Annotated in this window: 16 protein-coding genes; 15 read left to right on the top strand and 1 reads right to left on the bottom strand. The window is 33.5% G+C overall.

The features are described from left to right. Nucleotides 1–23: 23 nt before the first annotated feature. From PFJ30894_RS00270 to PFJ30894_RS00260, 3 genes are all read left to right on the top strand, one after another. On the top strand, nucleotides 24–1,952 hold the full coding sequence (locus PFJ30894_RS00270; RefSeq protein ID WP_125668729.1) for an LTA synthase family protein: 1,929 nt from the start codon (nucleotides 24–26) through the stop codon (nucleotides 1,950–1,952). Nucleotides 1,953–2,060: 108 nt separating this feature from the next. After that, nucleotides 2,061–2,651 carry a hypothetical protein gene (locus PFJ30894_RS00265; protein ID WP_125668728.1) on the top strand — a complete coding sequence of 197 codons (591 nt, stop codon included), beginning with the start codon at nucleotides 2,061–2,063 and terminating at the stop codon, nucleotides 2,649–2,651. Nucleotides 2,652–3,056: 405 nt separating this feature from the next. Continuing rightward, entirely contained in the window at nucleotides 3,057–3,806 is a 750-nt protein-coding gene (locus PFJ30894_RS00260; protein WP_125668727.1) for a glycosyltransferase family 2 protein, read from the top strand. 21 nt (nucleotides 3,807–3,827) lie between these two features. Here PFJ30894_RS00260 and PFJ30894_RS00255 read toward each other — a convergent pair whose 3' ends face one another. After that, nucleotides 3,828–5,609: a sulfatase-like hydrolase/transferase gene (locus tag PFJ30894_RS00255; protein ID WP_125668726.1), complete on the bottom strand. Its 1,782-nt coding sequence runs from the start codon at nucleotides 5,607–5,609 to the stop codon at nucleotides 3,828–3,830. 146 nt (nucleotides 5,610–5,755) lie between these two features. Here PFJ30894_RS00255 and PFJ30894_RS00250 point away from each other — a divergent pair, with 146 nt between their 5' ends. From PFJ30894_RS00250 to dcuC, 12 genes are all read left to right on the top strand, one after another. Further along, complete coding sequence (locus PFJ30894_RS00250) at nucleotides 5,756–6,694, top strand: glycosyltransferase family 8 protein (RefSeq protein ID WP_125668725.1); 939 nt, start codon at nucleotides 5,756–5,758, stop codon at nucleotides 6,692–6,694. A gap of 15 nt (nucleotides 6,695–6,709) precedes the next feature. After that, on the top strand, nucleotides 6,710–7,927 hold the full coding sequence (locus tag PFJ30894_RS00245; RefSeq protein ID WP_125668724.1) for a hypothetical protein: 1,218 nt from the start codon (nucleotides 6,710–6,712) through the stop codon (nucleotides 7,925–7,927). 13 nt (nucleotides 7,928–7,940) lie between these two features. Continuing rightward, complete coding sequence (locus PFJ30894_RS00240) at nucleotides 7,941–8,942, top strand: glycosyltransferase family 8 protein (protein WP_167456992.1); 1,002 nt, start codon at nucleotides 7,941–7,943, stop codon at nucleotides 8,940–8,942. Then, nucleotides 8,932–9,960 (top strand): glycosyltransferase family 8 protein, encoded by a 1,029-nt coding sequence (locus tag PFJ30894_RS00235; RefSeq protein ID WP_125668722.1) that lies wholly within the window; start codon nucleotides 8,932–8,934, stop codon nucleotides 9,958–9,960. The genes PFJ30894_RS00240 and PFJ30894_RS00235 overlap by 11 nt, the downstream gene beginning before the upstream one ends. Nucleotides 9,961–9,981: 21 nt before the next feature. Then, entirely contained in the window at nucleotides 9,982–11,157 is a 1,176-nt protein-coding gene (locus PFJ30894_RS00230) for an O-antigen ligase family protein (RefSeq protein WP_125668721.1), read from the top strand. Beyond that, entirely contained in the window at nucleotides 11,147–11,572 is a 426-nt protein-coding gene (locus PFJ30894_RS00225) for a hypothetical protein (RefSeq protein ID WP_125668720.1), read from the top strand. The genes PFJ30894_RS00230 and PFJ30894_RS00225 overlap by 11 nt, the downstream gene beginning before the upstream one ends. Nucleotides 11,573–12,006: 434 nt before the next feature. Beyond that, nucleotides 12,007–12,345 carry a sulfatase-like hydrolase/transferase gene (locus tag PFJ30894_RS11990; protein WP_269461224.1) on the top strand — a complete coding sequence of 113 codons (339 nt, stop codon included), beginning with the start codon at nucleotides 12,007–12,009 and terminating at the stop codon, nucleotides 12,343–12,345. Continuing rightward, nucleotides 12,311–12,925, top strand: a complete 615-nt coding sequence (locus PFJ30894_RS00215) for a sulfatase-like hydrolase/transferase (protein WP_167456991.1) — start codon at nucleotides 12,311–12,313, stop codon at nucleotides 12,923–12,925. The genes PFJ30894_RS11990 and PFJ30894_RS00215 overlap by 35 nt, the downstream gene beginning before the upstream one ends. A 12-nt stretch (nucleotides 12,926–12,937) precedes the next feature. Then, a complete protein-coding gene (locus PFJ30894_RS00210; RefSeq protein WP_113077409.1) occupies nucleotides 12,938–13,351 on the top strand; it encodes a GtrA family protein in 414 nt (137 codons plus the stop codon). Between the two features lie 96 nt (nucleotides 13,352–13,447). Further along, nucleotides 13,448–14,386, top strand: a complete 939-nt coding sequence (locus tag PFJ30894_RS00205; protein ID WP_125668717.1) for a diacylglycerol/lipid kinase family protein — start codon at nucleotides 13,448–13,450, stop codon at nucleotides 14,384–14,386. 18 nt (nucleotides 14,387–14,404) lie between these two features. Continuing rightward, on the top strand, nucleotides 14,405–16,429 hold the full coding sequence (locus PFJ30894_RS00200; protein ID WP_167456990.1) for an LTA synthase family protein: 2,025 nt from the start codon (nucleotides 14,405–14,407) through the stop codon (nucleotides 16,427–16,429). 111 nt (nucleotides 16,430–16,540) lie between these two features. After that, complete coding sequence (dcuC, locus tag PFJ30894_RS00195) at nucleotides 16,541–17,800, top strand: C4-dicarboxylate transporter DcuC (protein WP_021718064.1); 1,260 nt, start codon at nucleotides 16,541–16,543, stop codon at nucleotides 17,798–17,800. Nucleotides 17,801–17,925 lie beyond the last annotated feature (125 nt).

The following is a 17,925-nucleotide window of genomic DNA, read 5'->3' as shown; positions in this document are numbered from 1 at the left end:
ATTATTAAGAGAGTTGGTTCGAGTTGGAAAAATTCAGTTTGTTCTTTAGAAATTTACAGCAGGAATTAAAGCTGTTTTTGTTTTTTACAATTTTATTTACGTTGTTTAGAATTGTTTTTATCAGCATATATAGTTATCAGCTTGAAGATGGCAGTTATAGGGAAGTTATACTCTGTTTGTGGTATGGATTGAGGTTGAGCCTTAAAACCACAGGGATAATAGTATTGATATCAGCTGTTTTTGCAACGCTGCCGCAGCTGTTATTTACAAAATGGCCGTCTGATTTGTTGAGAAAAGTAATTTCTTCATTATCAGTAGTGTTATTTACGGTTTTATTTTTTGCAAGAGTGCCTTATTATAAAATTTTTAATTCAGGATTCAATATCATGCTTATTAATGGTATGTATGATGATATCAGTGCTATCATAGATACTGCTGTTAATGAATATCAGCTGTTATGGCGTTTGCCGGCAGCAATTATATGCGGGATTATTTTAGCATGGATATTATGTAAATTTTTAGATACAAGAACATATAAGATCAAGTTTATCAGCAAAAATAAAAGATGGTTATATAGTTTTGGTATAATAATATTTTTGACAATATTTTGGATATTTGTTCGTTATGGGGGGGCATTTAGTTATGCCAAATCAGTAAATTGGGAAAATGCCGAACGGCTTAAATCCAATTTACTTAATGAAGCTATATTGGATGACGGACAGTCATTATACAGAGTTAAAAGTATTGCTGGGAAAATTAAAAAAATTAATAATGTAGAAATTAGTGCGGATGCACTTCGGCAAAAAATAGAATTATTAGGAGGGAATCCTTCAGCCGGTAATATTGATGAAGCCTTCAAAAAAGTTGTTGCTGTTCCAAAATTGCAGCAGCCGCCGGGGAATGTGGTGCTTATAATCGGCGAAAGCCATGCTTTATGGCCATTTTTACCAGAATATAAAGATTTGGGATTAGTAACAAAGGAACAAAATTTGCTCAATTCGCCTAACTGTTTTAAAACCAATTTTATGTTAGCTCAGGGGACGGGAACGATGCCTACGATCAATGGTTTCGTGACTGGACTGGCAGATGCTGGAATTTATCCTAACAGCCAGCCGGAAAGTTATAAAACAAAATATGGCACAGGAATCGGTAGTGTTATGAAAGCTTTAGGATATAGAACAGTTTTTTGGTATGGCGGGTTTGAAGCTTGGCAGGATATCAAACAGTTTACTTTATCCCAAAATTTTGATGAGTTTCATTGTGCAGGCGATTTTCAGTATGAAGGCGGAAATTCATGGGGATGCCCTGATGAAATATTGTTCAAATATGTAGAAAAATATATAGCTGGAGAAAAAGATGAAAGAACATTCCATATTATTTTAACGACAAGTAATCATCCGCCTTATAATATAGACGTTGTAGCCAAAGGCTTTCCTAAAGAAGAAATAAAACAAAAATTGCCGGATAGTTTGGGTTCTGATGAAGAAACTTTAAATGAAATGGGACATATCTGGTATGCTGATCAAAGTATGGGCAATTTTATTGAAAAAGTTGAAGCAGATAAACCGGATACGCTGTTCGTAATAACAGGTGACCATGCTGAACGGTTTGACTTTGCTAAAGAGGTAGATTTAAAGACTTTATCGGCAGTTCCCTGTATCTTTTATGGCAAGAATGTAGATAAAGATTTACTAGCGGATAATAAAGTTGGCTGTCATTTGCAGATCATATCCACTCTGGCAGAAATGGTAGGCCAAAAGGGTGACACTTACAGCAGTATTTGGCCCAGTTTGTTTGATTATAATGGTATTGTTTTCAATCATCGTTTATGGACAGATACTGAAAAAATATATAAAATAAACAGCGAGATACCAAATGCTTTGACAAATAAAATAAAAGCTGCCCGTCAATTAACTGCGTGGAGAGTTTTAAAAGGAAATGATATCCAATAATCTTTATCTGGCAGTTGAAATGATATTGATTCAATTACTATAGATTAAAGCAGAATAAAGATGTTATAATATCTAATCAGGTACTAATTTTAAGGAAGAAGGAATAGAGTGTTTGACAAAAGATTTTATCCGCATCTATGGTTGCTGATTATTTATATCCCTTTTGTATTTATTGTTAAAGAGTTTTTGCCGCAAAATGCAGCTCGTGAAAACGGGCCTATTGAAAATTTTCAGTTAGTTTTGCTAGCTGTTGGGATTTATTTATGTTGGCAGGCCATGAAGAAAACACGTGTTTCAATGGATAAATATATTTGGCAGGCAGGAATGTTGTTTTATATATTGGTGTTTGGACGTGAATTAAGTTGGGGGCGTGCGCTTTTAATGCAGTCTGATGGAACCATGCCGAAATGGAGAGAATTGGGGGTTTGGGGAGATATTGCTCATCCACTAATTGGGATATTGGTAGCTTTATTGCTGTTTTTATTCTGGCGCGGCAGATTTTTACGGTTTTTAAAAAACGTAAAAATACCAATGTGGGATTTAATATTTTTAGTTCTATTTATAGTTTTAGTTGATATAAGTGAACATTATAATTGCAGTATTTTTCATGGCGAGATTGACGAAGAACTTTTCGAGTGTGCTATGTATTTTGAAATGCTGCGAGTGACTGAATATGTAAAAAAGCAAAAGCAAGATTAATATTATGGAGAAGTGGTTGATTGCCATATCGAACCTGTGTATAGTGTGGGTGGTTGTTACGTAGCGAGAATAATGTTCATAGAAAATTTATTCTATTATTACAGAATAAATTTATCTGACATAAGTGAATTTGGCCTCAAACGGACTTAGGATATAGTATTTGTAACAGAAAAGCTAATTGTGGACTTGGTGAATAACGGATTTAATGATATAATCTTCATAAATAAATTATATGGAAAATTGGCACGGGAAATATTTCATTTTATCAGGCTTGGTAATGATAATAGGTTCAAGCTTATAAAAATCGATAAGAATCTGTTTAGCTGGTTATGAAAAAAATTAGATTTAAGGCGAAATTTAGTGTGGAAATATAATATTAAACTTGAATGATAGATGGAGCTTATAATGCGAAAAATTGCGGCAGTTATTTTGAGTAAAAATGAAGAAAAAAATATTCAAGCTGTTATTGAAAATGCGCGCAATAGTGTTGATGAAATAATAGTTATTGATTCCGGCAGTACGGATAGGACTGTTGAAATTGCCAGACAGTGCGGGGCTAAAGTTTTTTTTCGCCAGTGGGACAATGATTTTTCGGCACAACGTAATTTCGCTTTGGATAAAACAGATGCTGATTATATTTTATATCTGGATGCTGATGAAAGGATGTCAGATGAATTATGTCAGGAAGTCAAAAAAATTGCAGATGGTGAAGAACTGAGACAATATAGCTTTATGCGCAAAATTAAGGCTTTCGGATTTGAATATAGATATGGTATTTTTGCTCCAGATGAAGTAGTAAGAATATTTCCGAGAAAAAACATTTGTTGGGAAAATAAAGTTCATGAAAGACCTGTTTGCAAATTACCAAAAATAAAATTACACGGGATTGTAAAACATTATACTTATGATTCTTGGCAACAATGGTTAGATAAAGCTGGACAGTATACTACAATTTGGGCTAAAGATAGTTATCGTAAAGGCAAGCGGGCTAGTGCAGGTTCTGCATTTGGACACGGTATGTATGGATTTTTGAGAGCATATATCATAAAATTAGGGTTTTTAGATGGCTGGGCGGGAATGTATTCCAGTTTACAGCATTTATTTTATACGCTTATGAAATATTGGAAGTTGTATGAATTAGGACATAAAAAATAACGGGCTGAAACCCGTTATTTTTTATGTCCTAATATCATCTTTAATAGATTTTTTACCAAGATCAGTCAATAAAGTTTCTTTTGTAAACTTATATTTTGCTGATGCTAAACTGTTAGTTTCATCATAATGGTTAGATTTAATATTAAGTATACCACAAACTAATTCGTAAATCAGATCATTAGTAAAATAATGATGTTGATGTTTCCTTAAGATATTATATATTTCTTTATTTGTTTCAATGTAGTTATTGGAAAAATATGTAAACATTGGAATTCTTACAACACCAAATCCATCAAAATTAGGGGAACGGCGTTTATCAGGAATTGTAGCATGATCAGAAAAATATAATAAAGCTTGTAAATTAAGTTTTTTAGAAGCGTACTCAGTGATTTTCTTTAGTACGTAATCAGTATAAGCAATAGAATCAAGATAATTGGGAATTAAGTCATATTTTCCTGGCTGGCTAAAAGTAGCAAAATTGGGTGGATAACGATTTATAAAATTGAAATGATTACCAATAAAATGTAATACTACAAAGTTATTTTCGTTAGGGTCGAGTTCTTTTAGATAATCCAGTAAAGTTTCGTCGTATTGAAATTGATTTAGATTTTGTTTTGTCCATACTGCTTTATCAGCAGTATTTGCGATCAATGTAATGGCTGTTTCGGCACTTCCGATATTACCTTGATTACTGAACCAGTATGTTTTGTAACCGGCAAATCTTGCAATATCAATTATTGAACATGATTCAGAAAATTTCTTTGTGTTATATTGGTTTGCTTCTGTAAGTGCGCGTTCTAAAGCTGGAACGGTCTGGTCTTTACAAGCATATGCATTTGTAAATAAAATAAAATTATTTTTGTTTTTATTATCTTTTAACCATGGAGTAGTATTATATTCATAATCACAAAATGCGCTCATATAATCTTTCGATTCAGACTCTCCAATAATAATTATAATGGTTGAAGGTGAATTTGAGTGGAGGTTTTGAGTAATAACTTCCAAATTAGAAAGTCTTTGTTGCAAATATGTATTATATTGTTTTGTCTCTTTGATATAATTTTGAACATCGAGAATAAGTTCGATAATTCCAGTACGTATAAAAACACCTTTTTTCGTATTCCATAAATAAAATGTTAAAAATATGGTTATAATAACTAACAGAGCTAAAGTAGAAATAGATAATGTGTTAATTTGTATAATTGATATATTGCATAAAAAGATTTCAAAGAATGCAGCAGATAAGATGAAGGGAGTAATTATTTGTATTAATAAAGGTAAAGATTTATAAAATTCAATTGTTTCATTAAAGTCTGTTTCACGGATTAGCATGATAGCATTATCATTTATGCAAGTTCTATATATAGAATAATATATCCATTGAAATAAAATGATAGAGAAAATAGTGACTTCGAATAAAGATAAAATAAATATAGTAAATGTGTGGAAAAAATCAAAATAGTTTAGTAATAATTTGAGAGAAATACTCCATCCAATAAAATATAATCCAAAAACAATGTCAAAATGGAATCCAAAATCTGAAGAGCTTTTATTATAAGTAAAAAAGTATAATAAAGGATAGGTAACTATCCATAGGAGACCTATTCCCATACTAATAAGATATGGTTTGGAAATAATAGGAGATAAAGTTAAATATATAGGTAATACTGCTAATATTGCACAAGGTAGAAAACGTCGTAATTGTAAGTAAGCGGCTTTATGACCAAGCCCATGTGAAAAGTAAATATAGAAAAAGTACGAAGTGAAATATAATATTAATCCTAAAAAAATATATTTTTCCATAAAGCCTCCATAATCGATGGATCATAATATTCGATAAGCAAAATATAATACAATAGTTATTATAGATTTTTATAGGATTTATGTAAAGAGAAAGATATAATATGCTATAATAATAATAGCGATTATTTTATTATTAAGGTGGAATTATGAAAAATTGTATTAATATAGTTTTTGCTTCAGATGATAATTATGCCCAGCATACTGCAGTTGCAATGACGTCAGTATTGCTTAATGCAGAATCGCCTGAAAGAGTATTTTTTTTTCTTATTGATGATGAGATAAAAGAAGACAACAGATTAAAAATTTTAAAAACTGTTCAGAAGTTGCAAGGTAATATTGAGTTTGTAAAAATCAAAAATAACGATCTGGCTAATTGTTATGTCAGCGGGGAGCTGAGCAGGGCCAGCTATTTTAGACTGGATATAGCTAATATTTTATCGGAGTCTGTTGAGCGGATAATTTATTTGGATTGTGATCTTCTTGTTTATGCCGACATTGCTGAAATGTGGAATATTGATATGCAGGGCAAACCTGTAGCGGCTACTTGTGATTTAGGTATAATGGCATCAGGTAGAATCAGAAAACAAAAGCATAATCAGATCGGGCTTCCTTTTGATGCGCCGTATTTTAATGCCGGTGTGCTGATGATGGACCTGAAAAAATGGCGAGAGGGGAATTATGCGGCAGATATTATTAAATTGGCCAGCGAGAATCAATTTTCCAATCATGACCAGGATGCGTTAAATAAGTTTTTTATGTATAATTGGCAGGAAATTCCTTTGAAGTGGGATGTTATTCCGCCTGTATTTAATTTGTTTACAAAAATCTTAACTAAGCCTGACTTGCGAAAGAAAGCTATTGAAGCTAAATTGAAGCCGGCTATTTTCCATTATGCCGGAGGCTATAAGCCGTGGGAATATGAAATCTACCATGGATTTAACGACAAATATTATGAATATTTGTCAAAGACTGAATTTAGAGATGCCCAAATGCCGCAGTTTGATAAACGACGGAAAAACAGATCCATTAAACGTCAGCTTTTAAGATTGCGTTCAGCTGATTTTTGGATGCAAATATTTAAATAATGGAGTGAGCTTGGGATGAAAACTTTATTTATCTGCTTAACTGATTATCAATTGTTAAATGCGTTAAATATCAAAATACATTTATTGAAAGATAAACAAGCAGATATTTTATTTTTCGATAATAAAGAAGGAAATCAACAGTTAGCCGAACGATTAAGGAAATTCGCTATATTCGATAATGTTTATCTGCATCAGTACGAGAATATCAATGGTTTGCATAAATATTTTCGTAATAAAACAGAAAGTACCAAGACAATTGGATGCTTTAAAGCTTTTTTGAATTCTGTAAAGGAAGCAAGGTATAAAGTAGGTTCGAAATTACTGGGGAAGAAATTTAAGATAAATAACAAATTATATTTCAATAAATGTATCGACTTTAAAATTTATGACCAGGTCTTTGGTATTATTACCAAAGACCTGGTTGAAGATGTAATGGAGCTTATTTTAAAGGAAAATCCACAAGCAGAAATCAATTTTATCGAAGATGGTACCTCTACATACTGGCGAAATAGTATAACTAAAGATATACCAGTAAAGAATATATGGCTTTATCAACCTGAACTGGCTAATTATTATAGTGAGACAATGGGTGAGAAGTTAAAGCAGTTACCTGCTATTGATTGGCAGGATAATGAATTTAGGAATATCATTAATGAAATATTTGATTTTGAAAATAAAGGTGAGGATTATAATAATAAAGTTGTTTTTTTTGACCAAAACTGGGATCCTATGCCGGACTATTTAAAAAATCTTTCAGGGATGAAGAAAATTATTTTAAATAATTCTTATAGAAAACATCAAAAAGAGAGTCGCTTATATGATAAAAAAATGGAGCTTTTTAGAATATTAGCGGATAGTATATCTGATAAGAAAGAAATAATTGTTAAACTGCATCCGCGTAGTGGGGATAGTTTTGCTGCCGATTATTTGCAAAGTAAATGCAAAATGGCTGCAAATGTCAGAGTTCCATGGGAAGTATTTGAAGAGAATTATACATTTAACAATAATATTTGGGTGACAGTTAGTTCAACGGCGTTGTGTTCGCTATTAATGTCCTTTAAAAATAAAACAGACGATGTAAAGCTTATTTTTTTATATAAAATGGTATATTCTGGAGATGATTATCAGGAAAATAACGAATTTTTTGAACGTTTACAAAAAAAGTATCCTGGTAATGTTTATATACCAGAAACAGTTGAAGAATATACTAAGTTATTAAAAAATAATGACTAAAGGGGATATAGCATTGGATTTAGATAAATTTGTCGTGAGAAGTGAAGAATTTATTTATGGAAATGTGTACAATAGTAAGCATATTGCATTTACTGTTACTGAAAATTATGTGTGTTATGCAGGAATTGTATTAACGTCTATTTTAGAAAATAGTTTAGGGGAATATAGTTTTCATATATTTTCAACAAATTATTATAAAAATGATATGGAGAAAATGAGAAAAACTGCGATAAAATATAAGTGTAACATTTATGCCCATATAGTAGATGATAATGTTATAAAAGTATATAATGACCCAAGAGAATTTTCGTATGCATCGTATTATAGATTGATTATTCCAGAATTTATGGAGAAATACACTGAAAAATTTTTTTATACTGATGTAGATGTTTGCTTTTTAAAAGATATAAAAGAATTATGGAATTTTGAAATGGATGATAAGTGTGCGTTAGTTGTAGAGATACAAGGAATTGCACATCGGGATGAGAATCTAAGGATAGGTGTAGAGAAATATTTTGTTTCTGGTGGAATGTTAATAAATACCAAAAATTGGAAGAAGAATAATATTTCATCTGAAGTTTTTCGCTTGTTGAATTCGAAAAAACATTTTGTTTATCCTGATATGGATATATTGAATATAGCGTTAGAAAATAAAGTAATCTTTATCAATTATAATTATCAATATCAATATAGTATATCGTATTCTATTGATGCCGAAAATAGGCCGTCCATGATTACTATTCCTTCTAATGTTAAGATTTTACATTATACAGGTGCTGTGAAGCCATGGAATAAGATAGTCTATAGCTTTTTATCTGTAAAGCCATTTATTGATATCATGCATTTGTCTGAATGGAATGATATAAAACTTTATGAACCTAATCATTATAAGCAAATTCATAAGGCTGCACGATTAGCGAAAAAAGAAGGAAATATAAAAGAAGTGCTTTATTGGTATGCTAAATATAGCATAGCTAAAATAAAATATTTATTAAGAAGGGAAAATGATGAGTAGATATGTAGATAAAGTTATAAATTTAAAACAGAAAAATATTAGAAATGCAAATGTTAAACATATATTGTTATGTGGAGATACGCATTATATAAAATATATTGGTGTTACAATGACATCTATTTTACTAACAAATAAAGGGGAAGAGTTTGAATTTCATATTTTTGTTGATAGTGTATCGGAAGAAGATTTGTCAAGATTAGAACAGACGTCTGAAAAGTTTTCTGTTTTAATAAATATTTATTTTATTAATATTGATGTTATCAAGAAATTTTCTGAGGATATGCATGGTAACGATCATATTTCAGTAGCAGCATATTTTAGATTTATAGCTTTTGGTGCATTATATAAAATTGTAGATAAAGTATTATATTTAGACTCTGACATTTGTGTTTTAGATGATAAAATAAATATCTTTTGGAAAATTGATCTTTTAGATAAAATTGCTATTGTTATAGGAAAGCAAGCTGGAGATTCTTCAGAAATTAGGTTAAATGTTGAGAAGGCCTTTAATTCTGGCGTTATATTTGTTGATATAAATAACTGGAATGAATCGGATTTAACATCTAAATGTATAGAAAAAGCATGTGAGAAAGTATGGCCTTTCTTAGACCAGGATGTGCTCAATATGATATTAGATAAAAAATTTATTAGTGTTAAACAAAGATATAATTATGAGTTCAGTCTTTCTAAAATGATTGATAATGCTGATAAACCAAGTAAGGTTGTTATTGATGAAAATGAAATAACTGTTTTGCACTATATTGGTGCAAGTAAACCTTGGCATACTTGGGTGCAGTGCTGTCCTGTGGCACAACTTTGGGTAAATGTAAAAAAAGAGTCTTGCTGGGAGGATAGTTCTTTGGCTAGCCCTAGTTCAATAAAAAAACAAACATACAAGTATTTCCATAAGGCCGCTAGAGTATCCTTAAAAGAGCATGTTTGGATGGATGTTATAAAAAATTATGTTTTATATGTGTATTGGAAAGTGAGATGTTTTTTAAACTTGGGTATATCATGAAATATTGGAGATGAGAGATTAATGGGTAGAGAATTTGTTGCATTTTTTTTGCCACTTGGGTGTATTGGCTTATCAAGTGTTTTTATTGTAATTTCATTAGTAATATTTTTGTTTTATAAATTCAAATATAATTTAAAAATCGAGTTTCGAAACTTTATTGACAATAGATTTGTAAAATATAGTTATATATCTATGATTATCTGGATGGTTTGTATGTTTATAGTTTCGATTTTTAATAATGGTGATAATCAAACTTTCGCATATATTCAAAGAATGATGATGTTTTTTATTGTAGGAATATATTTTTGCAGTTTGTTAGAAAAAGAAATTTTTTTTAAATCGATATGGATAGGCCTTTGTTGTGCTTCACTAATACTAAGTTTTGATAATATTTATAGTTTTTTTGTCTTTGATAAATGGAGACCAAATTCTAGTTTTTTGGGAAATCCGAACAAACTTGGTGGATATTTAATATTAATTTTACCATTTCTTTTAGCTGGTCTATACGAATATTATAGTAGAAAGAAAATTTTGCTTTTGGGGCTACTTAGTAGTGTGCTGGCATTTATTGCTCTCGTTATATCCGGTAGTCGGGGAGCTATGGGAGGATTTATTGGTTCGATTTGCATAATGTCTGTTATATTATTGACAAGAAATTTTTGTGAGAAAAGGAAATATATAAAAATTTTTCTGAAAATATTTTCATTTATGTTAGTTGTAAGTTTATTAATTTATTATTTAAAACCAGAGTATTTTATTCATAGTAGCGATTCTGAAAGAAGTCGTTTATGGATATCTGCAATAAACATGATAAAAGATTATCCCTGGACTGGAGTTGGTTTTGGAAACTTTAACAATATATATATTAATGGTTATATTAGTCCCTTAGCAGTAGAACCACGCTTGACTTCTCCTCATAATATTTTTTTGCATTACTTTGTCAATTTAGGGATTTTAGGTGGCAGTTCGTTTATTATATTGATAATTACACAAATTTATGTATTAGTTAAAAACATAAAAAATGATTTTAGCCAATCTATATGGATTGTAGCAGGTCTTGTTAGCGTGTTGGGGATGGTAATACATGGAATGGTAGATACACTTATTACAACACGGCCATATGCTATGATGTATTGGCTTTTATACGGAGTAGCTTGTTGCAATATCATAAGGGATGAGGTTGTTGATGAAAAATAATCACTGGAATTATACAAAAATCGGTAAAATTTTTGGTTTGTCGATTTTAGTTATAAGTTTTTTATCTGTTATTATCATAAAAATATCTAATGCTGGCTTTTATGATAATAAAATAGTATTAGATATTTTTGGTATTTTTGATTTGTTGATAATAGTATTATTTGTTAGCTTATTGAATGATAAAAAGACTAAAATCAGTGATGTTGTTTTTTTATTTTCTCTTATGTTAACTGGAATTATTACACCTTTTTTAGCAAATGAAACAGGTGTATTTGTTTTTGAACCAAAGTTAATTATCAGGGAAATATGTTTTACCATTATGCTTGGTGAGTGTATATTATTAGTTAAAAGACTAAATAATGATAAATTGAAATTTGGATTAAAATCATTCCTATATATTATTTTGTTGGAATAGTGGTTAATGTAGGATATTTTTTAAAGTTCAAATCTATTATTTCTGGGAATACTCTTATATCTATTTCTAATACCAATATTAATGAAGTTTTAGAATTTGGCAAATCATATCTTAATGTAAGTAGTCTCGCCGTATTTTCAGTGTTTCTGGCTGCAGTTTTTATGGGGGGAAAGTATGTTTTTTCTAGAACTGCATTATATAATGAAAAGATACTATATTCTTTTATCATTTTAGTATTGATTGTAGGAATATATGATTATGGTCATAGATTGTATATTGCTAAAACATTTGCTGACTATAAATATATTTAAAAAAAACAAGAGCAGTTTAAGGCAATAGCTTTAAATAAAAAAGAAAATTTTGATTACACAATAAATGCTGGTTATACTGGGACATATGTATTGATAATAGGAGAATCTTTAACCAGAGACAATATGAGTTCATATGGGTATAGTGTTAATACTACACCTTGGGCCAAAAGTACAAGTAAAGATGGGAATTTGATTTTGCTGAAGAATCCATTTTCTTGTTGGGCATCTACTATAGGGGCGCTTAATTATGCACTGACAGAAAAAAGTCAGTATAATGATGTTGATGTTTCTAAGGCGACAACTATAGTTGAAGCTGCCAAAAAGAATGGATACAAAGTTTCATGGATTAGCAATCAACAGAAATATGATTTTCCGACAGGGATTATTGCGGATATTTCGGATAGAAAATACTGGGTTAATCAATATCTTGGTCAAAAAAATCAATTCTTCAAATTACGATGAAAAAATAATAGATGCTTTAAAAAAAGAAATACTAATAAATGAAGAGAAAAAATTGATAGTTATACATCTTATGGGTAGTCATCAAGATTATGATGATCGATTCCCGAAAGAATATTCTAAATTTAGTCATCAGAAAACGTCAGAAGTTCAAATTCAGCTTGATTCTTATAATAATAGTGTGTTATATAATGACTATATAATATCACAGATATACGAAGTGTTATTTTCTAATAAAAATATTCCCAAAGCGATGTTGTATTTTGCTGATCATGGGGAAGAAGTAACATATATGTTTGGGCATACTGTTGATAAATTTGAACCGTCTATGTACAGAATTCCTGTTTATATAGCGTTGTCAGCTCAATATAAAAAGGAACATGATCAGATTGTTGAAAATATAGAATATAATAAAACAAAATACTTTACCAATGATATGGTTTATGATACTATGCTGGGATTGATGGGAGTTTTTAATAGCGGATATAATGATAAGCAAGATATAACATCTGATAAATATAATGGTGATAAGAAAACACTAAAAGTTTCGCATGGAAAAATTGAATTGGAGAAATGCCTTTAAGATGGAGTAATTATGTCTAAAAAAACGTTGTTCGGCGTCGATTATACTGACAAAGAATGGATCAAGATAATTTTATATTTGTTTGTCGGCGGTACGGCGGCGCTGGTAGAGTGGGCGTTTTTTTACGGCTTTAACCAGGGGATAGGTATGGAGTATATGCTGGCGACGGCTGCAGCGTTCTGTCTGGCAACGCTGTATCATTATTTCCTGGGTAATATTTTGGTTTTTACCAGCGGTGCCAGATATGAAAAGGGTAAAGAACTTTCTTTAGTTTTTGCCGTTAGTATTATGGGGCTTGCTTTTAATTTGATTTTAATGTATATTTTTGTAGGAATGATGTTATTGCAGCCGATGTTTGCCAAAGTATTGGCCAGCTGCATTGTAGTCATTTGGAATTATCTAGCCCGTAAAAAGTGGATTTTTTGACAGCGCGTATCTGCCGGTAATATCGGGTAGATTGTGCTATATCGATGAAGTAAGGCCAGTTGTATTTGCTGGATTGATGAAATAGGAGATTAGAATATGCCGAATCGTGTCGACATTGCAGCTTTTCAAAAAGTAATGATCGTTTATAATCGGAACTCTGGCAAGCAGTTGTTTGCAAGTATGTTGGCAAGAGTAAATGAAGTAAAAAAAAGATTGAAACAGGTTATTGATCCGAAAAGTTTGGAAATTGTTGAAATTAAGTCTTTCGAGCAGGTTGCAGGTCTGGCAGCTCGTATTTGTCAGGAAAAATATGACTGGATAATTGTTGCAGGCGGTGATGGTACTTTGCGTGCAATAATCGATGTTTTTGCCAAACATGAACATATGCCGTATGTCAGTGTTTTTCCTGCTGGGACAGTTAATTTGGTAGCAAAAGAACTTTTAATGAGCAATGATCCAGGAAAATGGGTCAAACGCGTTAGCAAAGGAATTGTTTCGCCTGTGCAGCTTGGTAAGGCTAACGGTCATATTTTTTTAACGGTAGCAGGGATCGGGTTCGATTCGCTGGTAGTCGATAACGTATCTGAACTGGAGAAGAAATTGCTGTCAAAGCTGGCTTATGTTTGGCAGGGAACAGAGATGATGCGGAAAGAATTTGTCTATAGTAACTGGCGCTATAAGTTTCAGGTGCGGTTAGATGATGAGGAAGAATGGTATGAGGCTTCCTCTGTAATCGTTGGCAAAAGCCGTTATTATGCAGGACGTTACAGCTTGTTCAATGGGGCTTCATTATGTGTGCCGCAGCTGCATGTAGCTATTTTTACCGGTGATACCAGGGCTGACTTTATGCGCTATGCAGCAGTCATTGCGATGGAAGCGCTGCAGCTTGATAAAAGTATCATCATCAGGCATGCGCAGAAAATAGAGATTCGTTGTAATGTGGAAGATTTCGCTGCTGAGCTTGATGGGGATGCTATTACTTCAGCACCGCTGCAGATAGAGCTGCATCCTGTTCCAATCAACTTTTTAGCATAAGTAAGCGGATGTGAAAATATGTATAGGCGCAGTATTATCTTGGTAATTCTTTTGCTGCTTTTTGCGGCTGAAGCATTTTTTGCGCGTCAATTTTATATTGAAATAGTACCGTTTCCTGAAGACGAATGGTGGATGACGGTCGTTAATAATTGCCTGCGGGACCTGCTTTTAGCTGGTGTAGCGGGCTTATTGTATTTCAGGAGAAATCGTCTTGTTGACCGTACGAAACGTTATTTCCCGGTGGTTGTTATCGGTGTGCTGTATTTGCTGATTGCTGGCTTTATGGTCAATCAGCTGAGCCTTGATAAAGGGTTTTTAACGGTATTAGCTGTCCTTACAGGTTTAAACAATAATATTGTTTTAGTACTTTTGGCGGCAATGTGTTACCATAAATGGCCTTCTATGCTAATGAAGTCAGTTTATTTTGCTGTGTATTTTATAACTGCGCTGACAATGATTTTTGATGCGTTTTATTTTTGGCAGACTTCGATGCATGTCGAAAGTGTTTTGTTCAAAAATTTAAATATTTATGCTGTTCAGGGTGTTTTATCAGGTATGACGGCGATACAGCTTGCAGGGATAGGTTTTGCTGTTGCTGCTGTTTTATTGTTGTTCCGGGTGACGAAGCCTCAAAAACGTAAACCGAATTTTGCCTGGTCGCTGTTGTGCGTATCCGTATTTTTTCTGGGCTTGAATCTTTCATATTGGTCAATGGTGCAGGTCAATAAATATATTTTGACGGAATATGTTTGTGTTTGGGGCGACGAAACCAGTGAAATGATCCGCAGTGATTATCGTAATTTATTGACGACGCCTGTCAATATTAATTTTGCCAGCAAAATGTTGTTTGATACGGATAAGATCGCCAGACGTAAACATATTGAGCAGCGCCCTCTGACAGCAAAAGACGAACGTGTGCTGAAAGAACTGGGGATTTTAAGGACTCAGCAGGTGCTGCAGCCGTTGGAAGCGCAATATGATAAAATTGTATTGCTGGTTTTGGAATCAGTACATCGTGATTATATAGGTTTTTATAATAAAAATATTCCGCAGGAAACGACACCGTTTTTAGACAGCTTGCTGGCAAAATATCCTCGTCTGGATAATTACTATTCTTCAGCGATCCCGACAACGCAAGGCTTGAATGCGACTTTTCGTTCACATCTGATTTTTGATGAAGAGATCAACGGTGCAAAGCAGGGGTCTCTGTTCAGATCTGTACAGGAAGCAGGCTGGCGCGGTATTTTTATGAATGCGTCCAGTCAGTATTATAGTAATGAAGTGCGCGAATATCCGCAGCAGTTTGGCATGCAGGAGTATTATGCCAAAGAATACCTGCAGGATCTGGGATACAGCGGCGCCAGCGGCTGGGGTTATCATAATGATGTGTTGTATAAGGAAACGCTGCGGCTTTTAGAAGCCGGGCGTAAAGATAAAATGCTGCTGGTAACCAAAACGCTGGATATGCATCAGCCATATCCTTACTATGGTATCAGCTGGGAGAATATGCCACCGGCAGTACGCGATCACGAGCTGGTGACGATTCGAGGCATGTATTGGGTCGATCAGACACTGAAAAACTTTTTTGAGGAAGCTGAAGCTAAAGGTTTGATGGATGACAGGACTCTCTTTATAATTACAGCTGATCATAATCCTCATTCAGGTGGAGAATATACAAAAATCGTAACTAATGAGAATGACAGGAAAAGTATTGCCCCTATCCCGTTGCTTTTCGTATCTAAAAATTTACAGCCGTTGAATAATTTAATGACGAAAGATTATGCTTCTCAGATCGATTTGGCTCCGACCTTACTATATCTGGCTGGTATTAAGGCTCCGGAAGATTTTATGGGACGTAATTTGCTGGAAAGTGTCGAAACGCCGTTTGCTTTAGGATATTTTGGCGGAAAGGCATTCTATTATTCTGCTGACCTGTCTTTTGAAGATCAGATGGATAATCCTTCGCCGGCTACAGAATATGAAGATGCGCTGACAAATTATATAATTCATGAATATTCCGAACGTCAGCTTAAAAATCAATAAAAATATTCAGCACATAGTGAATGTATTTTGTATACATATACGTAAATACTGGAATTTTACATTGCAGCAATGCTATAATACCTTGTATTAATTTTTTGGGAGGGGTTATTTATGATGGTAATTATTGGTGCAATTATTGTTATCGGCGTCATTTATCTGCTGTTGAAAAGACATGAATCAAGAATGGTGCTGATTGCTGCAGGTATTTTAATGGCTGTTATTGCTGGTAAACCTATGGCAGCATTGGATGCATTTGCTAAAAGTATGACAAATGCCGGACTTATTACTTCCGTATGTTCCTGCATGGGTTTTGCTATGGTTATGAAATATACCGGCTGTGATAAACATTTGGTTGTCGCTATTGGTAAAGTGCTGAAAAAAATGGGCTTTATGCTCATCCCTGGTGCTACTATTGCGACTTTTATCATTAATATAGCAATTCCAAGCGCGGCAGGCTGCAGTGCTGCTGTCGGTGTTATTTTTATTCCTATTCTGATGTCTGCCGGTATCCACCCGGCGATGGCAGCAGCTGCCGTAAAATCAGGTACTTATGGGAGTATGCTGAATCCCGGCCTGGTACATAACGGCGTTATTGCCAAATTGTCTAATGTTGAAATCACCGAAGTTATTACTCACCATATGATGGCTGATATCGTTGGTGTTATTATCGCTGCAACCACATTGACTATCCTTGCTATTTTCCTGAAAGAAAATAAAGGTTATCTGCCGGAAGGCGGTAACGATGCGGTGGCTGAGGATTTAAAGATTAATCCGCTGTATGCTCTGATGCCGCTGCTGCCGGTAATTATTTTACTGGTTGGTTCTACAGGGATGGCACCGATTCTGAAAATGGGTGTGCCTCAGGCTATGTTGATCGGCGCTTTGCTGAGCTTGGCTGTGACTCGCAGTAACCCTACTAAGCTGACGAAATCTTTCTTTGATGGCATGGGGGATGCTTATGCCAATATTATTGGTATCATCATTTCTGTTGGCGTTTTCGTTTCCGGAATGCAGTCTCTGGGGCTGGTCAAAGCCCTGATCAACTGGATGCTTGAATCTACCGGCATCGTTAAGATCGCTGCAACCTTTGGCCCGTTTATTCTGGCAATGATCTCCGGTTCCGGCGATGCTGCAACTGTAGCTTTTAACGAAGCTGTTACTCCGCATGCGGCACAGTTTGGATTGCAGGCTATTGATATGGGTTCCATGGCTGCCTTGGGTGGAACCTTGGGACGGACAATGTCTCCGATTGCAGGTGCGACCATTATCTGCGCCGGTATTGCCGGTGTCGATCCGATGGAAGTTTGCAAACGTAATGCTTTGGGTATTACTCTGGCCTTGCTGGCAGGCATGGTCATTCTGCTGTTCTGATTTTAGCAAGGAACGCCCGCTTTTGCTGCGGGCGTTTTTCTATTTATTTATTTACAATACGGTATTTTGCAAAAAATCTGCGTTCTGCAGCACTATGCTTAACATTTTTTTATGATATAATAAAC

Source organism: Phascolarctobacterium faecium (genome assembly GCF_003945365.1).
GTDB lineage: Bacteria > Bacillota > Negativicutes > Acidaminococcales > Acidaminococcaceae > Phascolarctobacterium > Phascolarctobacterium faecium.
This window is presented reverse-complemented; position numbering and strand designations above follow the sequence as displayed.

Bases quoted from the DNA above. Each gene is read 5' to 3' on its own strand.
- PFJ30894_RS00245 (WP_125668724.1), top strand. From the start codon at position 6,710: ATGAAAACTTTATTTATCTGCTTAACTGATTATCAATTGTTAAATGCG.
- PFJ30894_RS00225 (WP_125668720.1), top strand. From the start codon at position 11,147: ATGAAAAATAATCACTGGAATTATACAAAAATCGGTAAAATTTTTGGT.
- dcuC (WP_021718064.1), top strand. From the start codon at position 16,541: ATGATGGTAATTATTGGTGCAATTATTGTTATCGGCGTCATTTATCTG.
- PFJ30894_RS11990 (WP_269461224.1), top strand. From the start codon at position 12,007: ATGAGTTCATATGGGTATAGTGTTAATACTACACCTTGGGCCAAAAGT.
- PFJ30894_RS00235 (WP_125668722.1), top strand. From the start codon at position 8,932: ATGATGAGTAGATATGTAGATAAAGTTATAAATTTAAAACAGAAAAAT.
- PFJ30894_RS00200 (WP_167456990.1), top strand. From the start codon at position 14,405: ATGTATAGGCGCAGTATTATCTTGGTAATTCTTTTGCTGCTTTTTGCG.
- PFJ30894_RS00210 (WP_113077409.1), top strand. From the start codon at position 12,938: ATGTCTAAAAAAACGTTGTTCGGCGTCGATTATACTGACAAAGAATGG.
- PFJ30894_RS00205 (WP_125668717.1), top strand. From the start codon at position 13,448: ATGCCGAATCGTGTCGACATTGCAGCTTTTCAAAAAGTAATGATCGTT.
- PFJ30894_RS00230 (WP_125668721.1), top strand. From the start codon at position 9,982: ATGGGTAGAGAATTTGTTGCATTTTTTTTGCCACTTGGGTGTATTGGC.
- PFJ30894_RS00260 (WP_125668727.1), top strand. From the start codon at position 3,057: ATGCGAAAAATTGCGGCAGTTATTTTGAGTAAAAATGAAGAAAAAAAT.
- PFJ30894_RS00255 (WP_125668726.1), bottom strand. From the start codon at position 5,609: ATGGAAAAATATATTTTTTTAGGATTAATATTATATTTCACTTCGTAC.
- PFJ30894_RS00250 (WP_125668725.1), top strand. From the start codon at position 5,756: ATGAAAAATTGTATTAATATAGTTTTTGCTTCAGATGATAATTATGCC.